This window comes from Corynebacterium faecium (genome assembly GCF_027257105.1).
Lineage (GTDB): Bacteria > Actinomycetota > Actinomycetes > Mycobacteriales > Mycobacteriaceae > Corynebacterium > Corynebacterium lehmanniae.
Window position 1 is genome coordinate 38,191 of the sequence record NZ_JAPYJX010000007.1, and the last position, 22,460, is coordinate 60,650.

Annotated in this window: 20 protein-coding genes; 6 read left to right on the forward strand and 14 right to left on the reverse strand. The window is 65.2% G+C overall.

What is annotated here, in order from left to right; genetic code table 11:
* Window positions 1-3: 3 nt before the first annotated feature.
* From O5O53_RS08810 to O5O53_RS08820, 3 genes are read right to left on the reverse strand one after another with little or no spacing between them, the layout of a single operon-like run.
* The gene (locus O5O53_RS08810; protein WP_269511421.1) at window positions 4-921 is read right to left on the reverse strand and encodes a TtfA family protein; all 918 of its coding nucleotides are present in this window, start codon (window positions 919-921) and stop codon (window positions 4-6) included.
* A gap of 29 nt (window positions 922-950) precedes the next feature.
* Window positions 951-1,793: a sulfurtransferase gene (locus O5O53_RS08815; RefSeq protein ID WP_269511424.1), complete on the reverse strand. Its 843-nt coding sequence runs from the start codon at window positions 1,791-1,793 to the stop codon at window positions 951-953.
* A 21-nt stretch (window positions 1,794-1,814) separates the two neighbouring features.
* Window positions 1,815-2,237, reverse strand: coding sequence for a DUF4265 domain-containing protein (locus O5O53_RS08820; protein WP_035000158.1), 423 nt, complete (start codon window positions 2,235-2,237; stop codon window positions 1,815-1,817).
* A 70-nt stretch (window positions 2,238-2,307) separates the two neighbouring features.
* Here O5O53_RS08820 and panB point away from each other — a divergent pair, with 70 nt between their 5' ends.
* Window positions 2,308-3,126: a 3-methyl-2-oxobutanoate hydroxymethyltransferase gene (gene panB, locus O5O53_RS08825; protein WP_269511428.1), complete on the forward strand. Its 819-nt coding sequence runs from the start codon at window positions 2,308-2,310 to the stop codon at window positions 3,124-3,126.
* 23 nt (window positions 3,127-3,149) lie between these two features.
* Here panB and panC read toward each other — a convergent pair whose 3' ends face one another.
* From panC to O5O53_RS08840, 3 genes are all read right to left on the reverse strand, one after another.
* The gene (panC, locus tag O5O53_RS08830; RefSeq protein ID WP_269511431.1) at window positions 3,150-3,944 is read right to left on the reverse strand and encodes a pantoate--beta-alanine ligase; all 795 of its coding nucleotides are present in this window, start codon (window positions 3,942-3,944) and stop codon (window positions 3,150-3,152) included.
* A 415-nt stretch (window positions 3,945-4,359) separates the two neighbouring features.
* On the reverse strand, window positions 4,360-6,906 hold the full coding sequence (gene clpB / locus O5O53_RS08835; RefSeq protein WP_269511434.1) for an ATP-dependent chaperone ClpB: 2,547 nt from the start codon (window positions 6,904-6,906) through the stop codon (window positions 4,360-4,362).
* A gap of 1,000 nt (window positions 6,907-7,906) precedes the next feature.
* On the reverse strand, window positions 7,907-9,238 hold the full coding sequence (locus O5O53_RS08840; RefSeq protein ID WP_269511436.1) for a sodium/glutamate symporter: 1,332 nt from the start codon (window positions 9,236-9,238) through the stop codon (window positions 7,907-7,909).
* 77 nt (window positions 9,239-9,315) lie between these two features.
* On the opposite strand from O5O53_RS08840, the gene O5O53_RS08845 reads away from it, so the two are divergent.
* Window positions 9,316-10,329, forward strand: coding sequence for a ferredoxin reductase domain-containing protein (locus O5O53_RS08845; protein WP_269511438.1), 1,014 nt, complete (start codon window positions 9,316-9,318; stop codon window positions 10,327-10,329).
* On the opposite strand, the gene O5O53_RS08850 is transcribed toward O5O53_RS08845, so the two are convergent.
* Window positions 10,319-11,149, reverse strand: coding sequence for a carbon-nitrogen hydrolase family protein (locus O5O53_RS08850; RefSeq protein ID WP_269511441.1), 831 nt, complete (start codon window positions 11,147-11,149; stop codon window positions 10,319-10,321). The genes O5O53_RS08845 and O5O53_RS08850 overlap by 11 nt on opposite strands.
* 91 nt (window positions 11,150-11,240) lie before the next feature.
* Here O5O53_RS08850 and O5O53_RS08855 point away from each other — a divergent pair, with 91 nt between their 5' ends.
* From O5O53_RS08855 to O5O53_RS08865, 3 genes are read left to right on the forward strand one after another with little or no spacing between them, the layout of a single operon-like run.
* Complete coding sequence (locus O5O53_RS08855; RefSeq protein WP_239356031.1) at window positions 11,241-11,492, forward strand: hypothetical protein; 252 nt, start codon at window positions 11,241-11,243, stop codon at window positions 11,490-11,492.
* Entirely contained in the window at window positions 11,489-12,634 is a 1,146-nt protein-coding gene (locus O5O53_RS08860) for an alpha/beta hydrolase (protein ID WP_269511444.1), read from the forward strand. Before O5O53_RS08855 ends, O5O53_RS08860 begins: the two co-directional genes overlap by 4 nt.
* A gap of 58 nt (window positions 12,635-12,692) precedes the next feature.
* Window positions 12,693-14,459, forward strand: coding sequence for a pyruvate dehydrogenase (locus O5O53_RS08865; protein WP_269511447.1), 1,767 nt, complete (start codon window positions 12,693-12,695; stop codon window positions 14,457-14,459).
* 154 nt (window positions 14,460-14,613) lie between these two features.
* Here O5O53_RS08865 and O5O53_RS08870 read toward each other — a convergent pair whose 3' ends face one another.
* Both O5O53_RS08870 and O5O53_RS08875 read right to left on the reverse strand, forming a co-directional pair.
* Window positions 14,614-15,018, reverse strand: coding sequence for a hypothetical protein (locus O5O53_RS08870; protein WP_269511451.1), 405 nt, complete (start codon window positions 15,016-15,018; stop codon window positions 14,614-14,616).
* Window positions 15,019-15,043: 25 nt separating this feature from the next.
* Window positions 15,044-15,463, reverse strand: coding sequence for a hypothetical protein (locus tag O5O53_RS08875; protein ID WP_269511453.1), 420 nt, complete (start codon window positions 15,461-15,463; stop codon window positions 15,044-15,046).
* Between the two features lie 282 nt (window positions 15,464-15,745).
* Here O5O53_RS08875 and O5O53_RS08880 point away from each other — a divergent pair, with 282 nt between their 5' ends.
* Window positions 15,746-16,099: a hypothetical protein gene (locus O5O53_RS08880; protein WP_269511456.1), complete on the forward strand. Its 354-nt coding sequence runs from the start codon at window positions 15,746-15,748 to the stop codon at window positions 16,097-16,099.
* A 172-nt stretch (window positions 16,100-16,271) separates the two neighbouring features.
* On the opposite strand, the gene O5O53_RS08885 is transcribed toward O5O53_RS08880, so the two are convergent.
* The 5 genes from O5O53_RS08885 to exaC all read right to left on the reverse strand — a co-directional run bounded on the left by O5O53_RS08885 (window position 16,272) and on the right by exaC (window position 22,350).
* Window positions 16,272-16,682, reverse strand: coding sequence for a heat shock protein transcriptional repressor HspR (locus O5O53_RS08885; RefSeq protein ID WP_239356038.1), 411 nt, complete (start codon window positions 16,680-16,682; stop codon window positions 16,272-16,274).
* Between the two features lie 21 nt (window positions 16,683-16,703).
* Window positions 16,704-17,885 carry a molecular chaperone DnaJ gene (gene dnaJ / locus O5O53_RS08890; RefSeq protein ID WP_269511682.1) on the reverse strand — a complete coding sequence of 394 codons (1,182 nt, stop codon included), beginning with the start codon at window positions 17,883-17,885 and terminating at the stop codon, window positions 16,704-16,706.
* A gap of 147 nt (window positions 17,886-18,032) precedes the next feature.
* Window positions 18,033-18,728, reverse strand: coding sequence for a nucleotide exchange factor GrpE (gene grpE / locus O5O53_RS08895; RefSeq protein ID WP_269511459.1), 696 nt, complete (start codon window positions 18,726-18,728; stop codon window positions 18,033-18,035).
* Window positions 18,729-18,742: 14 nt separating this feature from the next.
* Window positions 18,743-20,584 carry a molecular chaperone DnaK gene (gene dnaK, locus O5O53_RS08900; RefSeq protein WP_181889173.1) on the reverse strand — a complete coding sequence of 614 codons (1,842 nt, stop codon included), beginning with the start codon at window positions 20,582-20,584 and terminating at the stop codon, window positions 18,743-18,745.
* 245 nt (window positions 20,585-20,829) lie between these two features.
* The gene (exaC, locus tag O5O53_RS08905) at window positions 20,830-22,350 is read right to left on the reverse strand and encodes an acetaldehyde dehydrogenase ExaC (RefSeq protein WP_269511462.1); all 1,521 of its coding nucleotides are present in this window, start codon (window positions 22,348-22,350) and stop codon (window positions 20,830-20,832) included.
* Window positions 22,351-22,460 lie beyond the last annotated feature (110 nt).

Here is a 22,460-nt window from a genome sequence, read left to right on the forward strand (position 1 = left end):
GTTTTACTCCTTGTCGTCGAAAATTGAGCTCGGGCCCTGCATGCGGCGCACCCGGGTCAGGTCCACCACGCGGCGCTCGTCGCCGGCGATGGCTTCCACGTCGTCGCCGCCGATGGTGTGGTCGGCCACCTCGCCGCGCTCGCCGCCGGTGGTGCGGGTGGGCAGCTCCACGGGGTCCTCGGGGCGCTGCATCACCGGCTCATCCTCGGCCTCAGGCTCTGCCGCGGGGGCCTGGCCCGGGATGTCGCGGGTGGGGAATGGGAGGGTGAGCGGAGCATCGTCGAGAGGCGGGAGCGTCCGGGCCGCGTCCGCGAGCAGCGCCAGGGGCGCAAGGGTGGCGTCCCAGTCCTGCGGGGTGGCGTCGCGGCTCAGCTGCGCGATCGCCCACGCGCCCTCGAACCAGACGGCCTGCACGGCGGCGGGCAGTTGTTCGAGTGCGGTGAGCACTCGCCTATCGACGAACCTCCGGCCCGCCCCCGCCTGCGTAGCAAAACACGTGAACCCATGGTGCGTGTCCAGCTCCACCAGGTCGTCGGAGCCTTCCGCCGCGAAATCGGTGCGGCGGAAGTCCACCACCGCGTTGGTTTCCGCGCCGGTGCCCATGGCGATGACGGTGGCCTCGCCCAGATCCGCCACGTGCGCGTCGTGCCCGTAGGCGGCGCCTGTGGCCACGTTTCGGGCGGAGGCTCCCCCGGCGGCGGCGCCGCGGGACCACTCGCTGGCCAGCATGTCGTCGCTGGACGCGAAGGCGTAGCCGTGCTCGCGGGCCCAGGCGCGGCGGGCGCGCTTGCTGGGCTTGGCCGGTCTAGCGGGCTTTTCGGGCTTTTCGGGTTGTGTGCTGCGCTCGCGGGCGTCGGATGCGAACAGCGCCACGGCGGCGAGCAGCGCCGCGAGTGCGAGAACGAACAGCAGGATGACCATCGCGGACTATGCTACCGCGCGGCCCGACACTAAATGTCCGTCGCCACCGGGTTGTCGCGGTTCGCGCTCCACTGGGACCAGCCGCCCACGTAATGGGTGAGCAGCGGCAGGCCGGCGTGCTCCATCGCGGCCAGCAGCAGGGCGGAGTGGTTGCCGGAGCCGGAGTAGGTGATCACGCTGGCCGGGTCTGTGTTCTGGGTAACGCCTAGCTGGGAGAAGCGGTCGCGGATCGTGTCGGTGTCCTTCACCTTGTGGGTCTCCGTGTCGAACAGGTCGTTGACCGGCAGGTTGCGGGCACCCGGGATGTGCCCGGCGCGCAAATCCAGGATCTCGCGGAGGCCCTGGAAACGGCGGGCACCTCTGGCGTCGATAAGCAATCCCTCAAATGCCCTGACGTCCTCCATGGTTGCGGACGGCAAGCTGCCCTCGGTGAGTTCGACGTCGCGCGGGACGACGATGCCGCCCGGGCCCGCGACTGTGGGGAAGCCTTCGCCGTCCCAGGTGGCGAAGCCGCCGTCGAGGATGTGCACATCCGTCACGCCCGCCCAGCGCAGGATCCACCACGCGCGGGCGGCGAACAGGCCGTTGCCGCCGTCGTAGATGTACACCGGGCGGCCGTCCTCGATGCCCCAGCCCGCGGCGGCTTTACGCACCACGTCGATGCTGGGCAGCGGGTTGCGGCCAGCCGAGCGGCCGGGCATGCCGGCGAGCTGCACCGACGGGTCGCAGTACAGCGCCGTCGGGATGTGCTCAGATTGGAATTTGGACCACGCTTTGCCTGCTTTCGGCTCCCACAGCGCGGCGATGATGGTCTGTTTTTGGCCAGTCTGGATTCGCTCGTTGAGTTCAGCGGCGGAGACAAAGACGCTCATGGACGCAAGTGTAACGGTGTTTTACGCCATGTACCCGGGAGCGAGCTGGATCGTGCCCTGCTCCTCCAAGCCGCTGAGCCACTCGGTGATCCCCTCGCGCGGGCAATCCGCGCCGATGCTCGCCGCGAGCATGCCGCCCGGGCCGAGCTCCACCCGGCACCCGAACGCCAGCAGCGTGCCGGCGATCTCGTCCGGGTCCAGGCCCTCGGGGTCTTCCGGCAGCACGCGCACCGTCGACGCGCCGCCGCGCACCACCACGCGATCCACGTGGAACGCGCCGCCCACCGTCACGCACTCCACGATGTCGCCCATCGCGAGCGTCGTATCCACGAACGGAACGCTCGCCACCACAAAATGATTCTGCCCAATCTGGTGCGCCTGCAGCTGCTCGCTCTCAACGCCCGGGATTGCAACGCGGGTGAGGATCGTGGTGGTTGCCTGCATGCACGGCAGTCTAAACCCTTCCGCCGCCGATTTGGGATTTTTACGGTTGCTGCTGGCCTAGACTGCATGCGTGACTGGATACTTAGCCCCCACCAAGAAAGTGCGCGTGGCGGACTTCGCGCGCAAGAAGGCCGACGGCGAGAAGTGGGCGATGCTCACCGCGTACGACTACGCCACCGCCCGCGTCTTCGCCGAAGCCGGCATCGAGTGTCTCCTGGTCGGCGATTCCGCTGCCAACGTGGTCTACGGCTACGACACCACCAGCCAGGTCTCCGTGGACGAGATGGCGTTCCTCGGCGCGGCCGTCGTGCGCGGCGCTGGGAATGCGCTGGTGATCATGGACCTGCCGTTCGGGAGCTACGAGGCGAGCGACGAGCAATGCGTCCGCACCGCCACCGACCTGGTGCGCCGCACCGGCGCCCACATGGTGAAGCTGGAGGGCGGCGTGCGGATCGCCCCGCGCATCCGGGCGCTGAAAAACGCAGGTCTTGCGGTATGCGCCCACGTGGGGTTCACCCCGCAGTCCGTGGACAACTTGAGCGGGTTCAAGGTCCAAGGCCGCGACGCTGGAGCGGAGCAATTGCGTGACGACGTCCACGCAGTCGTCCAAGCCGGCGCCGACATGGTGGTCTTCGAAATGGTGCCCGCGGATTTGGCGGCGGAACTTACCGCCTCGTGCCCGGTCCCGACCGTCGGCATCGGCGCGGGTGCAGGCACCGACGCCCAGGTGCTGGTCTGGCACGACATGGCGGACATGCCCGCCGGCGACCACCGCGCGAAATTCGTGCGCCGTTTCGGAACCGTCGGCGCGGACCTGGCTGCCGCGGCCGCGGACTACAAGCGCGCCGTGCACACCGGGGAGTTCCCGGCCGACGAGCACACGTTCTAGGAGGGCGCGGGTCGCTTGCAGCGCTAGAGCTCGATCGGGGCGTTGTCCAGCAGACGGGTCGCGCCGACCTTCGCCGCCACGAGCAGACGCGCCGGACCCGTGTACCCCTCCGGCAGATCTGACATGTCGGGGGCGGTGGCGACGAGGTAGTCGAGGTGGAGGCCTTTGGTGGCGTCGAGAAGCGACTGCGCTTCGGTGAGACTACCGGTGGCCAGCGCCCGCGGGATGGCAAGGGCAATCTCGCGCTCCTCGGCGGAGAGGTAGCGGTTGCGCGAGGATAGCGCGAGGCCGTCGGTGTCGCGCACGATCGGGCAGCCGTGGATGCGCACGGGAAGGTGCAGGTCATCCACCATTTGCCGGATCAGCGCGAGCTGCTGGTAGTCTTTCTCGCCGAAGAACGCGTCCGCTGCGCCGGTCAGCGCGAACAGCTTCGCCACCACCGTGAGCACGCCCGCGAAATGCGTCGGCCTCGTCGCGCCCTCCAGCACCGCGCCGAGCGGGCCGGGCTGGATCGTCGTGCGCGGTCCGTGCGGGTACATCGTCTCCGGCGCCGGCGCGAAAACGGCGTCGACGCCGAGAGCCTCAAGCTTCTCGACGTCCTCAGCCAACGTCCGCGGATACTTCTCTAAATCCTCGCCCGGCGCGAACTGCAGCGGGTTGACGAAGATGCTCACTACCACGGGGTTGCCCAGTGCCTTGGCTGAGCGGACGAGGGCGAGGTGGCCGCTATGCAGCGCGCCCATGGTGGGGACGAGTGAGACGGGGCCGTCCGGAAGCGCTCTGTCCAGCGCTTCCGGGGTGTGCACGAGTTGAGTCATGCACCCATTATCTACCTCTGCATATCCACTCAAACGAATAGAGGACCCTGCAAGCATTCAATCTGCTTCAACAGAGTCCTCACCGCCGAAGACAAGGTCGTTCGACGGTCTGGCTGTTAAAGTATCAGCTCATTGGGGACACTGCAATCGACTGGCAAACGGGGACCAGCGGGTCAAGAAAGTTGCGGCGGCGACGCGCTACGGCCTCGGCAACGGATACGACACGGGCGGCCGCTACGTCATCTACCTCCTCAGCCCGAAAGATGACCTCCGGACGCACAAAACCCCGACCGAGATTCTTCACCTCGGTTCGGGGCAGTGGCCGTCAGGCTGGCCTTTCATCAAATACGCCCGACTTGATCTGGTTAGCCGCGCCAGGCAGACAACCGACTTGATCTAGCACAGTAGGTCTGGACTACCTCGCGGTGACGTCCAAGCCCTCGCCGCCGTCGGCGACGTCCACGTGGACCGTGTCGCCGTCGACGATCTCACCCGCCAGCAGCTTCTTGGCCAGGCGGTCGCCGATGGCCTGCTGGATCAGGCGACGCAGCGGGCGGGCGCCGTAGGCCGGGTCGTAGCCGCGCTCGGCCAACCAGGACTTCGCGGAATCCGACACGTCGAGGGTCAGGCGACGGGCGGCGAGGCGCTCGGCCAGGCCGTCGAGCTGGATGTCCACGATGCCGACGAGCTGGTCCTGGCTCAGCGGGTCGAAGACCACCACGTCGTCGAGGCGGTTGATGAACTCCGGCTTGAAGTGGTGCTTCACCGCGTCCATGATCTGCTCGCGGTTGCCACCGGCGCCCAGGTTGGAGGTGAGGATGACCACGGTGTTGCGGAAATCCACCGTCCTACCCTGGCCGTCGGTGAGGCGACCTTCATCCAGGACCTGCAGAAGCACGTCGAAGACATCCGGGTGCGCCTTCTCGACCTCGTCGAAAAGCACGAGCGAGTACGGACGACGGCGCACGGCCTCGGTGAGCTGACCGCCGGCGTCGAAGCCGACGTATCCCGGAGGGGCGCCGACCAGGCGGGCGACGGAGTGCTTCTCGCCGTACTCGGACATGTCGATGCGGATCATGGCCGATTCGTCGTCGAAGAGGAACTCCGACAGCGCCTTGGCCAGCTCCGTCTTACCCACGCCGGTGGGGCCGAGGAAGAGGAAGGAGCCGATCGGGCGGTTCGGGTCCGCCACACCGGCGCGGGAGCGGCGCACCGCGTCCGAGACCGCGACCACGGCTTCCTTCTGGCCCACGACGCGCTCGCCGAGCACGGACTCCATGTTCAGCAGCTTCTCTGTCTCACCCTGCATCATCTTGCCGGCCGGGATGCCGGTCCAGGAGGACACGACGTCCGCGATGATGTCCGGGGTGACCTCCTCTTCCAGCATGGTCTTGTTGCTGGCTTCGGACTCCACCTTGGCTACCTCAGCCTCAAGCTCCGGGATGCGGCCGTAGCGCAGCTCGGAGACCTTGGCGTAGTCGCCCTCGCGCTCCGCGATCTCGGACTCGTTGCGCAGGCGCTCGAGCTCCTCCTTCGCGGACTGGACCTTGTTCACCTCCGCCTTCTCGTTCTCCCAGCGCGCTTTCATCTCGCCGAGGCGCTCACGCTGGTCCGCGAGCTCTTCGCGCAGGTGCTCGAGGCGCTGCGCGGAGGCGGCGTCGGACTCTTTCTGCAGGGCGATCTCTTCGATCTCCAGGCGGCGCACGATGCGCTCGAGCTCGTCGATCTCCTGCGGGGAGGAGTCGATCTGCATGCGCAGGCGCGAGCCGGCCTCGTCGACCAGGTCGATGGCCTTGTCCGGCAGGAAGCGGTTGGTGATGTAGCGGTTGGACAGCTCCGCCGCCGACACCAGCGCCGAGTCCTGGATGCGCACGCCGTGGTGCACCTCGTAGCGCTCCTTCAGGCCGCGCAGGATGCCGATGGTGTCCTCCACCGTCGGCTCGCCCACGTAGACCTGCTGGAAGCGGCGCTCCAGGGCGGCGTCCTTCTCGATGTACTGGCGGTACTCGTCCAGCGTGGTCGCGCCGACCAGGCGCAGCTCACCGCGGGCGAGCAGCGGCTTGATCATGTTGCCGGCGTCCATCGCGGAGTCCCCGGAGGCACCGGCGCCAACGATGGTGTGCAGCTCGTCGATAAAGGTGATGATCTGCCCGTTGGACTCCTTGATCTCGTCCAGCACAGCCTTGAGACGTTCCTCGAACTCGCCCCGGTACTTCGCGCCCGCGACCATGGAGCCCAGATCCAGCGAGATCAGCGTCTTGCCCTTGAGCGATTCCGGCACGTCGCCAGCCACGATGCGGCGGGCCAGGCCCTCCACAATCGCAGTCTTACCGACGCCCGGCTCACCGATGAGCACCGGGTTGTTCTTCGTGCGACGGGAAAGCACCTGCACCACGCGGCGGATCTCCGAATCGCGCCCGATCACCGGGTCGATCTTGCCCTCGCGCGCACGCGCGGTCAGGTCCGTGGAGTACTTCTGCAGCGCCTGGAACTGATCTTCTGGATTGTCCGAGGTGACGGTCTTGCCGCCGCGCACCGAGGAGAAGGCTTCCTTGAGCGCCTCGAAGGTGGCGCCGCGCTTCGTCAGCAGCTCAGCGGCGTCGTCTCCTCCCTTTGCGATGCTGGCCAAAAGGACGTCGGCGGACACGAACTCGTCGCCAAGCTCGCCCGCGAGATCCTGCGCGTGTTGCAGTGCCGTCTGCAGGTCCCGGTTGATGCCCGGGTTGGCCATGTTCTGCCCCTGCGCGCTGGGGTAGGTGCTAATCAGCTCGCTGGCCTCGCGCGCGACGGTGTCTGGGTCCACGCCCGTGGCCTTGAGCACCGGGGGGGCGATGCCGTCCTCCTGCTTCAAAAGCGCTTCCAGCACGTGCGCCGGGCGCATCTCCGGGTTGCCGGCGGCAGAGGCGCGCATCTGCGCCTGCTGCAGGGCCTCCTGTGTCTTCTGCGTGTATTTATTCGCCATGATTCCATGGTCCTTTCTTGCCTAATGTTTGTTTCGCACTAGGTGTAACGCACAAGAAGTTGAGTCTGTTCCTGTCAACGGCAAAAAAGTTGCGCGGGGTTGGCTCAAAGTAGCATCGCACCAGATCACACGCGGGGGATACCCCCTTCAACAAAGAAACCCGCTAGGCGCGAAACCTAGCGGGGATTCTTATTGATACCGGATTTTAACCCGTCTTGTAGTTGCCAGTGTAAATATGAGTTCGTGCAAACGCAAACCACCTTGGCTATCACCAAAGCCTTGTCGGACGCCCGCTTCGATACATACCGGACCGTCGCTGGGGGCTCCGACGCGAAGGCACTTGAACTCTATTTATGGAATATTGGGGCGGCCGGTGCCGTCGCTGCGACCACCGGAATGGTCGAGGTGCAGCTGCGCAACAGTATCGACGCTCTACTTCAAGGGTGGAACGAGAACGAGCCCGTAAACGAGCCCGGTCGATCAGAACCGTATCCCCGCGGATGGCTTAAAGATCCTGCGCCGCGGCTCCGGCAGATTATCTCGCCCGCCAACCGGCCACCCATGTGGAAGAAGGCTGAACCCGCCCTTCTGGGCGAAGACGGCAACCCAACAAAGCCCAACCCAACGCATGACGATCTTGTGGCAGCCCTGCCGTTCGGATCCTGGTTGTTCCTTCTGCCACGCCCCGAAGTAACTTCCTCCCAGAACCCCAGGATGAGGATTTGGAACGAGGCTCTCAGTTCGGCATTTGCCCCTAAGCAGGGATCTTCGTTCCAACATGCGAGCCACGCCGTGATCTATAAGTGGGCGAGCACCGTGCGATTCGCCCGCAATCGAGCGAGCCACTTGGAACCGCTTTTGGAGCCAACCGAGCTCATGCGGTACCACAAAGTCTGTCTCCGCCTAATGAACTCGATGAATCCTGCGGCAGCGTCTTGGTTAGCCGGCCAGCAGTATATCCCTGCCGCTTTGCGCCGCCGGCCGTTCTAAGCACCAAGCTTTACGACGATCTCGCGACCGGTATCCACTTCATCGCGTAAGCAAGCACGACCACCCCGACCGCGATGGCGAAGGCGATCCAGCCGAAGACGGCGGTAAAGCCCGCGATGACCGCGATCGGCGCAATGATGGTGGTGCCGATTTCGAACGGGGCGAAACCGACGTAGGCCACGCCGTACTCGTTGAGCGTGCCGGACTTGAGCTTCGGGTCCACCATCTTCAAAAGCGCGATGCCGGTGGCCACTGCGGCGGTGGCCCAGCCCCAGCCGAACAGGCCGCGCTCGAGCCACTTGTCGCCGAAGAAGGTCGGGCCGGCCCAGAACATCCACACCACGCAGAACAGGGTGCCCAGCACGAAGATGAGCACGAGCGCCTGCCAGTAGCCGGCGAGCGCTGCGGGCACGATGGAGGCGATGCCGAAGGCGATCATGTAGTCCGTGGCGGCGCCGGAAACAGAGTTGATGGTGGAGCTGTCCAAGTAGTTCGGGCGGCCCGCGAGTTTGAGCAGCAGGCGGCCGATGAGCCCGATGACGAACGCCATGGCGAACAGCGGGATGGACACGTTCGGCCACTGGCCCTTGATCACGCTGTTGACCATGTAGGCGATGAGCACGGTGAAGACGATGAAGCCGGCGTGCAGCGCCAGCGGCTCGATGGACGACGGGTTGGTGGTGGCCTTGCCGATGGAGGGGCGCTCGTCTTCGTTGTGGATGTAGCCGGTGCGCAGGTCGTCGGGAAGCGTGCCGGCGAGCTGGGAGGCCTTGCCCTTGCGGATACCCCAGTTGGCCATGATCACACCACCCACGATGGCCACCAGGGTGCCCACGGTGGCGGAAGTGAAGCCGATGGAGGACGCGCCCTCCACGCCGATCTCCTCGAGCGCGGAGCCCACGGCCGCCGCGGTGCCGAAGCCGCCGACGAAGCCGACCGGCAGCATCATGCCGAACCACGGTTCAGTGCCGAACACCGGCGCGAACAGGTACACGCCGAGCAGCACGAACAGGCCCCATTGGCCCATGAACATGGCGGTGGAGTAGCCCCACATGTTGCGGGCGCCGGAGGCGACGGAGCCGCCGAGCTCCATCGAGTAGGCCATGGACGCGAACACCACCGCGATGAGCAGCGTGGTGTAGGTGCCCACCTGATCGGACCAGTGGATGACGCCCAGGACCTCGTCACCGAGCAGCAGGCCGAGCAGCCCCGCGGTGATCGGGGCAGGCAGCAGCAGCGCCTGCAGCACCTTCAGCCGGTTGCGCAAAATGTTGCCGACGATGAGCAGGACCGAAATCCAGCCGATGTCCGTGAGCAACGTATACGGGGTGAATTCCGCCACAGCACCTCTTTTCTATCCACTTATCACATTCAAGCCGGGTGCAACTTTAGCCCACAGCCGCTAGGTAACCTGTTTTTATGCCTTCCGCCCACTTTGCCGAGATATTGCGCACCCGCGGCCCGCAGGTCAGCCGCGCGTGGCGTACCCGCTTTTCCGAGGCGTACCCGCAGGCAGAGATGATGCTGCCGCCTGGCGAGGAGATGCCGCCCATTCTCATGCGCGCCGCCCTCGCCGTGCTCGAGCGCCCCGCAGTGGAGGTCCGCGACGAGCTGAAGGCCTTGGCGCTGGATCTGCGCCGCACAGGGTTTCCGGCCGAGGAGTACCCCAACGCTGTGCAGATGCTTATCGACGAAGCCGGGGCCGACGCGCCCGAACTGATCCAGGCGGCGGAGCTCATGCGCAATGCCGCCTCACAGGCGGACGTTGCTGGCGTGCCTGCCGCCACCGCCGCGCAGGTGACCAGCGTGGAGCGCCGCGGCGGGGTGCAGGTCGTGCGCCTGGAGGCCGGCACGCCGGTGCCCTACGCCCCCGGACAGGTCATCCCGGTGATGTCGCCGAATCGCCCCGGCGAGTGGACCGGCCTGGTCCCCGCGCTGCCGTCCAACCAGCTCGGGCAGCTGGAGTTCCACGTTCCCGACGAGATGCAGTTGCAGCCGGGCGACTGGTTGACGTTGGGGGCGGCGCGGGGCGGGGTGCACGGGGACGTCGATAGGCAATTGCTCCTGGTTGCCGCCGAGGGTGGGTTCGCGGCGGCGAAGGCGCTGGTCTTCCACTATTTGGAGCAGACCGATCCGCCGGAGGTGCACCTCGTGGTCGGCGCGAGCGGGCCGGAGGGGTTCTACGACACGGCGGCGCTGGACGCGCTGGCCGCGGCGCAGGACTGGCTGGACGTGGCGTGGATTGCGCAGTCGCGGGTGGGTGCGCCGCTGGAGCAGGTGGTTTCCGGCGCCGGCATGTGGTGGGGCCGCGAGGTGATCGTGTGCGCGAATGAGGAGCGCGCGGCGAGCCTGGCCGCGGCGCTGGAGGTGGCCGGGGCGCGGGACGTGCAGACCGTCGCCCCCGATGCGGCGCCGGAGTGGTTTAGTGCATAACGCTGTGCTCCCGGATCGCCGCCAGCGGCAGCTGCTTGCGCGCCTCGGCGGCGTCCGCTGGGTCGATCTCAACCACCAGGGTTTCCGGGCCGTAGCCGACCTCCGCGAGGCGCTTGCCAAACGGGTCCACCACCACCGAATGCCCCGCGCCCGTGGGGCCTGAGGGCTCGCCGGCCTTGGTCTCGTAGTCCGGGCGGGCCTGGTCGGCGGCCGCGATGAACACCCCGGCGTCCAGCGCACGCGCGGCGGTGAGGATGTGCCACTGCTCCACCTTCCCGGGCCCGTCGGCCCAGCTCGTGGGCACCACAACCACTTTTGCGCCGCGTTGGGCAAGCTGTTGGAACTGCTCCGGGAAGCGGATGTCAAAGCAGGTGGCCACCCCCACCGTCACGCCGTCGTGGACGAACGTGACCAGCTCACCACCTGCGCGCACCGTGTCCGATTCCCTGTAATTAAAGGCGTCGTAGGTGTGGATCTTGTCGTATCCCTTATGCACCCCGCCGCCGGTGATCAGCGCGGTGTTGTAGACGCGGTTGAGTTCCTTGCCGTCCACGGTGTTGGTGTCTGCGGGGCGGAACATGCCGGCGGCGATGGTGACGCGGAGCTCGTCACTAAGCTTTTTGAGCCCTGTGGCGAACGGACCGTCCAGCTCTTCTGCCTGCGTATCCAGCCTCCCCTGCCCGAACGCCTGGCTGGCGGCCTCGGGCAGGACGATCAGCGTTGCGCCTTGGGCGGCGGCGTCGCGGACCTGTGGTTCGATGGCGGCCAAATTTTCCATCTTGTCGCTGCCGGTGGCGATTTGCAATAGCGCGATCTTCATGTGGATAACTCTAGGTGCGCCTCAAGGGAGTTATCCACAGATTTGAAAAGGGGTATTGCGTCGCTTGTTGCGTTCGCGGATGGTTCGTTGCATGACATTTCTTCAATTGACCACAGAGACCGCACGTGCCGCCCGCAGCTGCATCCGCAGCTTCGGCACCCTTCCCACCGCCCACTTAAGCCCGTCGCGCTCCGCATCCGCGCTCGCAACGTTGCAGGACACGGAGCATTTGCTTGTCGACGACACCACGTCCCGCCTTGACACCCACCTCCACGATGTCGCCGCGTTTGCGTCCGAAGTGGAGCAGGCAGATGCCCGATTCGGCAAGGAGCTAACGCCATGACATACAAACCAGCACTGATCGCATCCGAATTGTTCGCCGCGGCCGCCGCCACCAGATTGGCCGCTGAGGGTACGCGGGAACGCGCGGAACACGCGCCGTTTTCAGCCGCTGTGATTGCGGATTCCGGGTTCCGCGGCCCCGCGTTCGAGGTCTCTGCGGCCAGGTTTGCGGACTACGGCTCGTCGCTAAGCGCCAGCGCGGAGCGGCTGGAGCAAGCCTCGGTGGCTTTGGTCGCCGCCGCCGCCCTGCAGCAGCAGTTTGACGAGGCCGCCCAGTTCATCGGCATGTACTCCCATTCCCGCGTCGTGCTGTGGCTCAACGGCATGTCCATGATGCTGGACCTGCGGCTGTCCCGGACCCTGCTGGGCGCATCCGGCAAGGAGCAGGACTACGACCCGCTGTTCGACCACCCGGACGAGTCCTTCGAATCGCTGCACGCCCGGCACGCGCAGACGGTGCCGGCCTCCACGCTGCGCGCGGTGGAGGACGCCGGCGGTGTGCTCCTGGAGGCCGGGCCGACGGCGAGCACGGTGCTCGTCGGCGACGCGGTGGACCCGGCGCGCGTGATCACCATGGTCGCCGGCGCCACCACCGGCAAACCCTCACAGCTGCCGGGCGAGCTGGAAAAGGCCCGGATGCTCTCGGAGAAAACCGGGGCCGCGGTGGTGGTGTGGCAGGGCTACGCCCCTCCCCCGCTACTCACGGACGCTGCCTCACCCCACCGCGCCCACGCCGGCGCGGACGACCTCGCCATGTTCCAAGCCGCGCTGGAGGAGCGCTTCCCTGACGCGCAAAAGACCGTGGTGTCCCACAGCTACGGCACGCTTTTGGCCACGAAGGCGGCGCACCAGCACGGGTTGCTCGCGGACGACCTGTGGATCCTGGGCAGCGCTGGCGTGTCTGGCGAGCACGTCTCAAAGCTGACGCTCGCAGGGCCGGAGGCGACGGTGCACGTGGTGGATTCCCCCGAAGACCCGATCCTGCTGCTGCGCTCCGGGCCGACGGCGGCGCTCGGCTCGTCGCCGTCGTACATCGGGTGGGGCGGCGAGCGTGTGCTGGGTGTGAGAGGCGACCACACCGACTACTTCACAGACCCCGCGTTCTTGTCTGCTTTGCAACAGCGCGCCGACCCGCCTGCGTAAATGTCGTTACCATGGCGCACGTTGAATGAAACCACCTATAAGGAGAATTAGGTAGACAATGCCCAACTTTGCAGAACAAGTAGTCAAGCGCCTAGAGGATCAAGGCATTAAGCGCATTTACGGCCTGGTGGGCGATTCGCTCAACCCGCTGTCCGACGCCGTGCGTCAAAGCGATATCGAGTGGGTCCACGTACGCAACGAGGAGGCCGCAGCGTTTGCCGCTGGCGCCGATTCCCTCGCCGCCGATGAGCTCGCCGTGTGCGGCGCCTCTTGCGGCCCGGGTAACACCCACTTCGTGCAGGGCCTGTTTGAGTCCCACCGCAACGGCGCGAAGGTGCTGGCCATCGCGTCCCACATCCCCACCATGGAAATCGGCTCCGCCTTCTTCCAGGAGACCCACCCGGAGCTGCTCTTCCAGGAGTGCTCCTCCTACTGCGAGGTTGTCCACGAGGCGGACCAGGGCATGCGTGTGTTGCACAACGCCCTGCAGAACACCCTCGCTGGCAACGGTGTGTCCGTGATGATCGTGCCTGGCGACGTCTTCGCCGCCGACACCGCCGAGGGCCCGCACACCGCGGACTCCGTATACGCCACCGGCGCCAACAAGCGCGTCTACCCGGACCCGCACGAGGCTGCCCGCCTGGTGGAGGCGATTAACAAGGCCGACAAGGTCACCCTGTTCTGCGGCTACGGCGCGCGCGACGCACGCGACGAGGTCTTCGCCCTGGCGGAGAAGATCAAGTCCCCCATCGGCCACTCCTTCCGCGGCAAGATGTACTTCGAGTACGACAACCCGTACGACGTCGGCATGTCCGGCCTGCTCGGCTACGGCGCTTGCCTGGACGCGATGGAAGAGTCCGACCTGTTCATCATGGTGGGCACCGACTTCCCGTACACCGACTGGCTGCCGGACGAGAACGTCGCCCAGATCGACATCGACGGCACCCACATCGGCCGCCGCACCAAGGTGGACTACCCGGTCGTCGGCGACGTGAAGAGCGTCATCGAAAACATCCTCCCGCACATCGAGGAGAAGTCCGACCGCAAGTTCCTGGACAAAATGCTCAAGCGCCACTACCAGCTGCTGGACCATGTGGTGAAGAGCTACACCTCCAAGGCTTTCGAGTCCAAGAAGCCGATCCACCCGGAGCTCGCCGCATCCGTGCTGGACAAGCTCGCGGACGACGACGCGTACTTCACCGTCGACACCGGCATGTGCAACGTGTGGTCCTCGCGTTACCTCACCCCGAACGGCAAGCGCGACGAGGCTGCATCGTTCCTTCACGGCACCATGGCGAATGCGCTGCCGATGGCGATCGGCGTGCAGGCCGCGTTCCCGGACCGCCAGGTCATCTCCTGGTCCGGCGACGGCGGGCTGGGCATGCTCATGGGCGAGCTGCTCACCATCAAGCTGCACCAGCTGCCGGTGAAGGTGATCTGCTTCAACAACTCCTCGCTGGGCATGGTGAAGCTGGAGATGATGGTGGCCGGCATGCCGTACTTCGGCACCGACCACGAGCAGGCCAACTACGCCGAGATTGCCAAGGGTGTGGGCATTAAGTCCTTCCGCATCGAGGACCCGGACGACCTCGAGCCGGTGCTCAAGGAGGCCCTGGCCTACGACGGCCCGGTGCTCGTGGACATTGTCACCGACCCGGAGGCACTCTCCCTGCCGCCGGGAATCACCTGGGACATGATGAAGGGCTTCACCAAGTCCGGCGCCCGCACCGCCTTCCTCGAGGGCGGCGTCGGCCGCCTGTTCAACCTGGCCAAGTCCAACCTCCGCCACATCGGCGGTGCCGCGGCCATCGAGTTCGGCGGTTAAGTCCGGCTCGGTAGCCTCCTCAATGCGGAAACACATCGGCGTATGTAGTGTTGTGGAGGCTTCAAAAAGCCCCTAGCCCTCCATGGCTAGGAAGCGTTTCGAATTTTTACATCACAAACGCCCGCGCTCACGTGTTCATTGCGCGGGCGTTTTGTCATTCCGCATTCGATTTCCACTGCCGATACCCCAGCGCCCGCCGGATCAACGCCGACCACCCGACGACCTGCAGCACAATGGACGCCGCTCCAAATGTGGCGTTGAGCCAAAACTGATCCTCGTAGGGAAACCCGGTCAGCCTCAGCACGAGACCGGCAACGTACGCGACACCCAGGTAGCCAGCGTCAACGACGAAGTCGTTCACCCGGCGGTTCTGCAGGGGAAGCCCGATGAGCAGCGCTGCGGCGAGCATCCCCAGCAGGGGGACGACAATGTAGCCGCCGAATGCCGCCACGCCTGGAAACGCGACACACAGAATCGCGAGCAGCAGAAACTCGGGGATGCGAAAACCCCACGGTCGCGTGTCCTTCAGCAGCGGCGGCTCACTGACACCTGTCACCATGCGGCCGAGTATACGAGCGTGTACGTCACCTCCTCTTCCACGCCAGGAGCGCAATTGCGCGCCGCAGCGCCGCGGAGACCCCAGCCAAAATTATGGCTGCGGCAACGTACGGCATGATGGCCGGCAGCGCGCCGTACGGATTGTCGCTCTTGGCCAGAATGACGGCGACGAGAACGCCCACCACGACGTAGGCGGCATCTCCCCAAAACCTGTTCACCGGCTGGCGCTGCAGCGGAATGCCCAGCACCATGCACATCAGCAAGACACCCAGCAACATCGGAGCGACGAAAAACAATGCAAACCCAAAACCGGCGCTGATTTCGGCGTTCGCATCCTCAACCACCATCCACGCCAACGCCGCAACCAACAGGATGACTTCCGGGAAACGGAACCGCCACGGACCGGTCTCTTTGAGCAGCGGCGGAGCGCCAGCCTGAGTCGTCATGCGGCCGAGTTTAAAACCCCGACCGCTACTGCGCGCTGCGCCGGCGACGTCGAGAAGCAGCTGGCTCCCACGTGACCACCGCTGAAGAAGGAAATTCAGTAACCCCGGCGATGTGCTTTCGCAGGGATCGTTCCGGGGCTTTCGGGAGAGAGTATACAGGGGACCTCCTCGACCCCCTCGCGCGACGTCTTAGGCTTGACTATTCTGGTGGCCACCAAGGCATCAACGGCCGCAGCCGACGTCAACGCCGACGGCACCAACTGAAGCAACTGTGAATCGGTCGTGAAACAAACCTCCTACGGTTCGCCGTTCACGACCACCCTGGCGTCAAGGGACATTGGGGGCTTTGTGCCGATCGCTACGTATCAGATTGGATACAAACGATTTCTCAGTCCTGCATCAAATAACTGGCCGCCTTACCATTGCGGTGAATTTGTTGTAATTGCTGTACCTGATAGGAGACCGACAATTAATTTCTCGATGCAGGAATTTCTCGTCTATGCGATCCTGGCTTTCATCGTAATTGCGGTGATTTGGTGGGTAGCTAAAATTCTGAAGGGTTTCGCCAACGGGTACCGATCGGTGAATGAAACGGATTTGCGTACTGATACCGACAAGCAAATGGATAGGATGTAGGGGGAGCTTGCTAAGCGAAAAAGGGCGAGGAACTATTGAAGTCCTCGCCCTTTTTGCAGTTTCCTAAGGCTTGATTTCTACGCAGATGTAGTTACTCCACTGTCCTTAAGCCTTTACACCAGACAATCACGCGTTGATGAGCTCCAAGCACAACGCCCGTAAGGAGTATCACCTACCGTGCGCTGCGCCGGCGGCGTCGAGAAGCAGCTGGCTCCCACGTGACTACCGCTGTTGAGCGGGGTACGTGCACGAGCTCGCCGCCCCGGCGCCCACCGGACTGCAGCTTCTGGCGCAGCTCCTCGTTGTGTCCGCGCTGGGTTTCCAGCTCGTCCTGGAGGTCCTCGATCTGTTGGGACAGCTCGATGATCGTCTTAATGCCGGCGAGGTTGACGCCCTCCTCCTGGGAGAGGTGCTGGATGCGGCGCAGCATGGAGATGTCGCGGCGCGAGTAGCGGCGGCCGCCGCCCTTGGTGCGCATCGGCGTGACCAGGCCGAGCCGGTCGTAGGTGCGCAGGGTCTGCGCGTGCATGCCGGTCAGCTCGGCGGCGACGGAGATGACAAAGTACTCCTGGTTCTCATCCATTGTCTACACCTCCTTCCTGGGCTAGAGCCCGGCCCACCCGGCGCGCGGGTCGAAGCCGGAGTCCTTCTCAGCCTGGGCGTAGGCGCGCAGCGCGGAGGTGGCGGACGGATCCAAATCCTTTGGCACCTTCACTTCGACGGTGACCATCAGGTCGCCGGCGCCGGAGCGCTTCGGGATACCGCGGCCCTTCACTCGCAGGGTGCGCCCGTTCGGGGTGCCAGCCGGGACCTTCACCTTCACCGGGTTGTCCAGGGTGGGCACCGTTATGGTTGCGCCGAGGGCGACCTCGGAGAACGCGACCGGGACGGTGACTTCTAGGTCGTCGCCGGAGCGGGTGAACACCTCGTCGCCTCGCACGTGCACGGTGACAAACAGGTCGCCGGCGGGCGTGCCGTTCGGGCCCGCCTCGCCCTGGCCCGCCAGGCGCACCTTCTGCCCGTCGATCACGCCGGCGGGGATGCGCACGGTGATCGAGCGGGTGCGCCGCACGGTGCCGGTGCCGCCGCAGGTGGCGCAGGGGTCTTCGATGATCTCGCCGGTGCCGCCACAGTTCGTGCATGGGCGTGCCATGCCGAAGGCGCCGGAGTTCTCACGGATGAAGCCGGAACCGGAACACATCTGGCAGGTGTGAGTCTTGCCGTCCTTGGAGCCGAAGCCGTGGCAGGTGGTGCACGGCGCGTCGCCGGTGAGCTCGACCGGGATGGTCGTGCCCTTGGCTGCCTCGCGGAAGTCGAGGGTTATTTCCGTTTCGACGTCGGCCCCCCGCGACGGCCGAGCGTTCCTGCCAGCACCGCCGCGGCCGCCAAAGAAGCCACCGAAGATATCACCAAGGCCGCTGTCTCCAGCTTGTCCACCAGCGGCTGATCCGAAGATGTCGGAGAGGTCGAATTCCGCTTCCGTGCCGCGAAACCCGCCCGGAAATCCGGACCCTCCTCCCCGCCCGAACCGGCCGAAGCCGCCCGAGCTGATCATGGATTTCAGCTGGTCGTATTCCTTGCGCTTCTGCTCGTCGCCGACGACGTCGTACGCCTCGGCCACCCGCTTGAACTTCTCCTCCGCCTTCTTGTCGCCGGGGTTCGAGTCGGGGTGGTTTTCGCGTGCGAGCTTGCGGTATGCCTTCTTAATATCGGCAGCACTTGCCGACGAGCTCACGCCCAAGTCGCCGTAATAATCCTTATCTGCCCATTCTTGCTGCATAGCTATCTCGCACCCTCCTTTCTCCTACAAAGAGTGTTGAGTCTGTCTCGCTAAAGTTTGTTCTCTAATTTATCTAAGTACAAAGGCCGGGGACGAGGCCGCGTGGGTCTCCGCGCTACCTCATTCCCCGGCCCTGGCATCCGAGCGTTTTCGCTACTCGGCGGTGTCGGCTTCTGGCTCGCCGGCCGGCTCGGCGGGATCGGCGGGATCCGCAATGATCACCATGGCGTTTCGCACCAGGCGGTCCCCGATCATGTAGCCCTTGCGCAGCACCGTGCCCACGGCCTTGGTATCGCCCTGGGACAGGTCTTGCACTGCCTCGTGGATCTCCGGGTTGAACGCGTCGCCCTCGGCGCCGAACTCCTTGATGCCCTGGCCGGCGACGATCGCGCGGAACTTGTCGGCAAACGCCTTCAGCGGGCCCTGCTCCAAGTCGCCGTGCTGCTCGGCCAGATCCAGGTCGTCCAGAAGCGGCAGCAGCTGGGTGGCAAACTTCGCCTTCGCGGTGTTGGCCAGCTCGCCGCGCTCGCGCTCGGTGCGACGGCGGTAGTTCGCGTACTCCGCGCTGACTCGCTGGAGCGACTCGGTGCGCTCCGCCAGCTGCAGTTCAATGTCGCTGACTGCGCCGTCGCCGTCAGCGTCCGGGTCGATCTCGTTCTCCGCGATCTTCGCGGCGTCCTCGAGCTCGGCGTCCGCGGCTAAGAGGGGGTCCTCGTCCGTGGCAAGCGCCTCGGACTCAGCGGCCTCGTCGGCGAGCGTTTCCGCCTGGTCGGGGGACACGTACTCAGGGTCCGTGGCCTCCGGAGCGCCCGGGTTGTCCGGCATCTGCTCGTTCTGCGGATTCGTCATCAGACGTCGCCTCCCTACTTATTGTCGGAATCGGTTGCGTCGTCGTCCTCGACAACCTCAGCGTCGACCACGTTGTCGTCGCCTGCGGCGGCGTCAGCCTGGGTTGCGCCCTCGTTCGCCTGAGCCTCGTAGAGCGCGGTGCCCATTGCCTGGGACTCGGTGTTGAGCTTCTCCACGGCGGACTTGATGGCATCCAGGTCCTCGCCCTTGAGCGCCTCGTCCACAGCGTCGGCAGCCTCGGTCACGCGGCCCTTGATGTCCTCCGGCAGCTTCTCGCCGTTTTCATCCATGAACTTGCGGGTCTGGTAGGCCATGGTCTCCGCGTTGTTGCGGGTCTCCTGCTCCTCGCGGCGCTTCTTGTCCTCGTCGGCGTGAGCCTCGGCGTCCTTGATCATGCGATCGATCTCTTCGTCGGACAGACCGGAGCCGTCCTGGATCTTGATCGTGTTCTCCTTGCCGGTGGCCTTGTCCTTCGCGGACACGGACACGATGCCGTTGGCGTCGATGTCGAAGGTGACTTCGATCTGCGGCACACCGCGCGGAGCCGGTGCGATGCCTGCCAGCTCGAAGGAGCCGAGCAGCTTGTTCGCGGACGCGATCTCGCGCTCGCCCTGGAAGACCTGGATCTGCACGGACGGCTGGTTGTCCTCAGCCGTGGTGAAGGTCTCCGAACGCTTCGTCGGGATGGTGGTGTTGCGCTCGATGAGCTTGGTCATTACGCCGCCCTTGGTCTCGATGCCGAGGGAAAGCGGAGTGACGTCGAGAAGCAGCACGTCCTTGACGTCGCCACGCAGCACGCCAGCCTGCAGAGCAGCGCCCAGCGCCACAACCTCGTCCGGGTTGACGGACTTGTTCGGCTCCTTGCCGGTCAGTTCCTTGACCAGCTCGGACACGGCCGGCATACGGGTGGAGCCGCCGACCAGGACCACGTGGTCAATGTCGCCGACGGACATGCCGGCATCCTTGACCACCTGGTTGAACGGGCTCTTGGTGCGGTCCAGCAGGTCGGAGGTGATCTTCTGGAACTCGGTGCGGGTCAGCGTCTCATCCAGGAACAGCGGGTTCTTCTCGGAGTCCACGGTGATGTACGGCAGGTTGATGGAGGCCTGCTGCGCGGAGGACAGCTCAATCTTGGCCTTCTCCGCAGCCTCGCGCAGACGCTGCATCGCCATCTTGTCCTTGGACAGGTCAACGCCGTTCTGGGACTTGAACTTGTCCACGAGCCACTCAACGATGCGGTTGTCCCAGTCGTCGCCGCCGAGCTCGTTGTCGCCGGCGGTGGCCAGCACCTCGACGACACCGTCGCCGATCTCCAGCAGGGACACGTCGAAGGTGCCGCCGCCAAGGTCGAAGACCAGGATGGTCTCTTCCTTCTCGTTCTTGTCCAGGCCGTAAGCCAGGGCAGCCGCGGTCGGCTCGTTCACAATGCGCAGCACGTCCAGGCCCGCGATCTGGCCGGCCTCCTTGGTGGCCTGACGCTGAGCATCCTCGAAGTACGCCGGGACGGTAATAACAGCCTCGGTGACTTCCTCACCGAGGTACGCCTCCGCATCGCGCTTCAGCTTCTGCAGGGTACGGGCGGAGATCTCCTGCGGGGTGTACTTCTTGTCGTCGATCTCCACGGTCCAGTCCTCGCCCATGTGGCGCTTGACGGAGCGGATGGTGCGGTCGACGTTGGTCACAGCCTGGTTCTTCGCGGACTGGCCAACCAGGACCTCGCCGTTCTTCGCGAAAGCGACGACGGACGGGGTGGTGCGGGAGCCCTCCGCGTTAGCGATTACAACCGGCTCGCCGCCCTCGAGGACGGAGACGACCGAGTTCGTGGTGCCAAGGTCAATACCAACTGCACGTGCCATAAGAGTTATTCCTCCTGTTGAGAAGTGGTCTATCAGTAAGTTGATGTGCTCCGACTCAACTTGACGGCCACCACTATAACACCGGCGGCGACGTTCTTGAGTCTGTCGCACTCATAGGTAACAACCGCACGCGCTGCAAAGTTGTTCCCACCCCGCGCAACTTTCTTTGTTTCCGCAGTTCAACGCAAAGAAAAAGCCTCCGGTCGCGAGGGCAACCGGAGGCGTAAACGTCGAGAAGTAACTGCTTAGAACAGGCCAGTCTCCTGCTCGGAGTAGGACACCAGGAGGTTCTTGGTCTGCTGGTAGTGGTCCAGCATCATCAGGTGCGTCTCGCGGCCGATGCCGGACTGCTTGTAGCCGCCGAACGCCGCGTGCGCCGGGTAGGTGTGGTACTGGTTCACCCACACGCGACCAGCCTGAATGGCGCGGCCGGCCTTGTACGCCGTGGTGCCGGAGCGCGCCCACACGCCCGCGCCCAGGCCGTAGATGGTGTCGTTGGCGATGGAGATGGCCTCGTCGAAGTCCTTGAAGGTGGTCACGGACATCACCGGGCCGAAGATCTCCTCCTGGAAGATGCGCATGTCGTTGGTGCCCTTGAAGACGGTCGGCTCGATGTAGAGGCCGTTTTCCAGGCCGTCGATTGTGTTCACGCCGCCGCCGGTGAGCACCTCCGCGCCCTCCTGGGGCCCAAGCTCCAGGTAGGACTGGATCTTGTTCATCTGCTCGGTGGAGGCCTGCGCGCCCATCATGGTGTCGGTGTCCAGCGGGTTGCCCGTCTTGATCTGCTTGACGCGCTGCACGCCGAGTTCCAGGAACTCGTCTGCGATGGACTCGTGCACCAGCGCGCGCGACGGGCAGGTGCACACCTCGCCCTGGTTCAGCGCGAACATGGCGAAGCCTTCGACGGCCTTCTTCTTAAAGTCGTCGTCCTTTTCAAAGATGTCCTCGAAGAACAGCGCCGGGGACTTGCCGCCGAGCTCGAGCGTGACCGGGATGATCTTGTCCGCCGCGGCCTTGTTGATGATCTTGCCCACCTCGGTCGAGCCGGTGAAGGCGATCTTGGCAATACGGTCGGAGCCGGACAGCGCAGCACCCGCCTCGTCGCCCATGCCGTTGACAATGTTCAGCACTCCCGCCGGGATCAGGTCGCCGACCAAATCCATCAGGTACAGGATCGACGCCGGAGTCTGCTCCGCCGGCTTGAGCACGATCGCGTTGCCCGCAGCCAGTGCCGGGGCAAGCTTCCAGGCCGCCATGAGCAGCGGGAAGTTCCACGGGATGATCTGGCCGACCACGCCGAGCGGCTCGTTGAAGTGGTAGGCGACGGTGTCCTCGTCGATCTGGCTCAGGCGGCCCTCCTGCGCGCGCAGCGCACCCGCGTAGTAGCGGAAGTGGTCGACGGCCAGCGGGATATCGGCGGCGAGCGTCTCACGCACCGCCTTGCCGTTTTCCCAGGTCTCCGCCACCGCGAGCTCCTCGAGGTGCTCCTCCATGCGGTCCGCGATCTTCAGCAGCACCATCGCGCGCTCCGCCGGGGAGGTTTTGCCCCAGGCGGGCGTGGCCTTATGCGCGGCGTCGAGCGCGAGGTTGATGTCAGCTTCCTTGCCGCGCGCCACCTGGCAGAACACCTCGCCGGTGACGGGGGTGATGTTGTCGAAGTACTCGCCGTCCACCGGGGCGACCCAGTCGCCGCCGATGTAGTTGTCGTAACGCTCGCGGTACTTGACGTTCGAGCCTTCAGTTCCGGGGTTCGGGTAGATGGTCATTTCCAGGCCTTTCTTACATCGAGGTCAGGTTGTGGCCCACGCTACACTTATCTCCGAGTGTGGTCTAGAGCATTTTGCTTTGCGACGCCCATCCGGCTCCCACGACATAT

Coding starts and splice junctions, on each gene's coding strand:
- O5O53_RS08875 (WP_269511453.1), bottom strand. CDS start 15,463: ATGACGACTCAGGCTGGCGCTCCGCCGCTGCTCAAAGAGACCGGTCCG.
- O5O53_RS08845 (WP_269511438.1), top strand. CDS start 9,316: ATGCCTTCCGCCCACTTTGCCGAGATATTGCGCACCCGCGGCCCGCAG.
- grpE (WP_269511459.1), bottom strand. CDS start 18,728: ATGACGAATCCGCAGAACGAGCAGATGCCGGACAACCCGGGCGCTCCG.
- panC (WP_269511431.1), bottom strand. CDS start 3,944: ATGACTCAACTCGTGCACACCCCGGAAGCGCTGGACAGAGCGCTTCCG.
- O5O53_RS08860 (WP_269511444.1), top strand. CDS start 11,489: ATGACATACAAACCAGCACTGATCGCATCCGAATTGTTCGCCGCGGCC.
- O5O53_RS08885 (WP_239356038.1), bottom strand. CDS start 16,682: ATGGATGAGAACCAGGAGTACTTTGTCATCTCCGTCGCCGCCGAGCTG.
- O5O53_RS08870 (WP_269511451.1), bottom strand. CDS start 15,018: ATGGTGACAGGTGTCAGTGAGCCGCCGCTGCTGAAGGACACGCGACCG.
- dnaK (WP_181889173.1), bottom strand. CDS start 20,584: ATGGCACGTGCAGTTGGTATTGACCTTGGCACCACGAACTCGGTCGTC.
- clpB (WP_269511434.1), bottom strand. CDS start 6,906: ATGGCGAATAAATACACGCAGAAGACACAGGAGGCCCTGCAGCAGGCG.
- O5O53_RS08855 (WP_239356031.1), top strand. CDS start 11,241: ATGACATTTCTTCAATTGACCACAGAGACCGCACGTGCCGCCCGCAGC.
- O5O53_RS08865 (WP_269511447.1), top strand. CDS start 12,693: ATGCCCAACTTTGCAGAACAAGTAGTCAAGCGCCTAGAGGATCAAGGC.
- O5O53_RS08850 (WP_269511441.1), bottom strand. CDS start 11,149: ATGAAGATCGCGCTATTGCAAATCGCCACCGGCAGCGACAAGATGGAA.
- O5O53_RS08815 (WP_269511424.1), bottom strand. CDS start 1,793: ATGAGCGTCTTTGTCTCCGCCGCTGAACTCAACGAGCGAATCCAGACT.
- exaC (WP_269511462.1), bottom strand. CDS start 22,350: ATGACCATCTACCCGAACCCCGGAACTGAAGGCTCGAACGTCAAGTAC.
- O5O53_RS08810 (WP_269511421.1), bottom strand. CDS start 921: ATGGTCATCCTGCTGTTCGTTCTCGCACTCGCGGCGCTGCTCGCCGCC.
- O5O53_RS08820 (WP_035000158.1), bottom strand. CDS start 2,237: ATGCAGGCAACCACCACGATCCTCACCCGCGTTGCAATCCCGGGCGTT.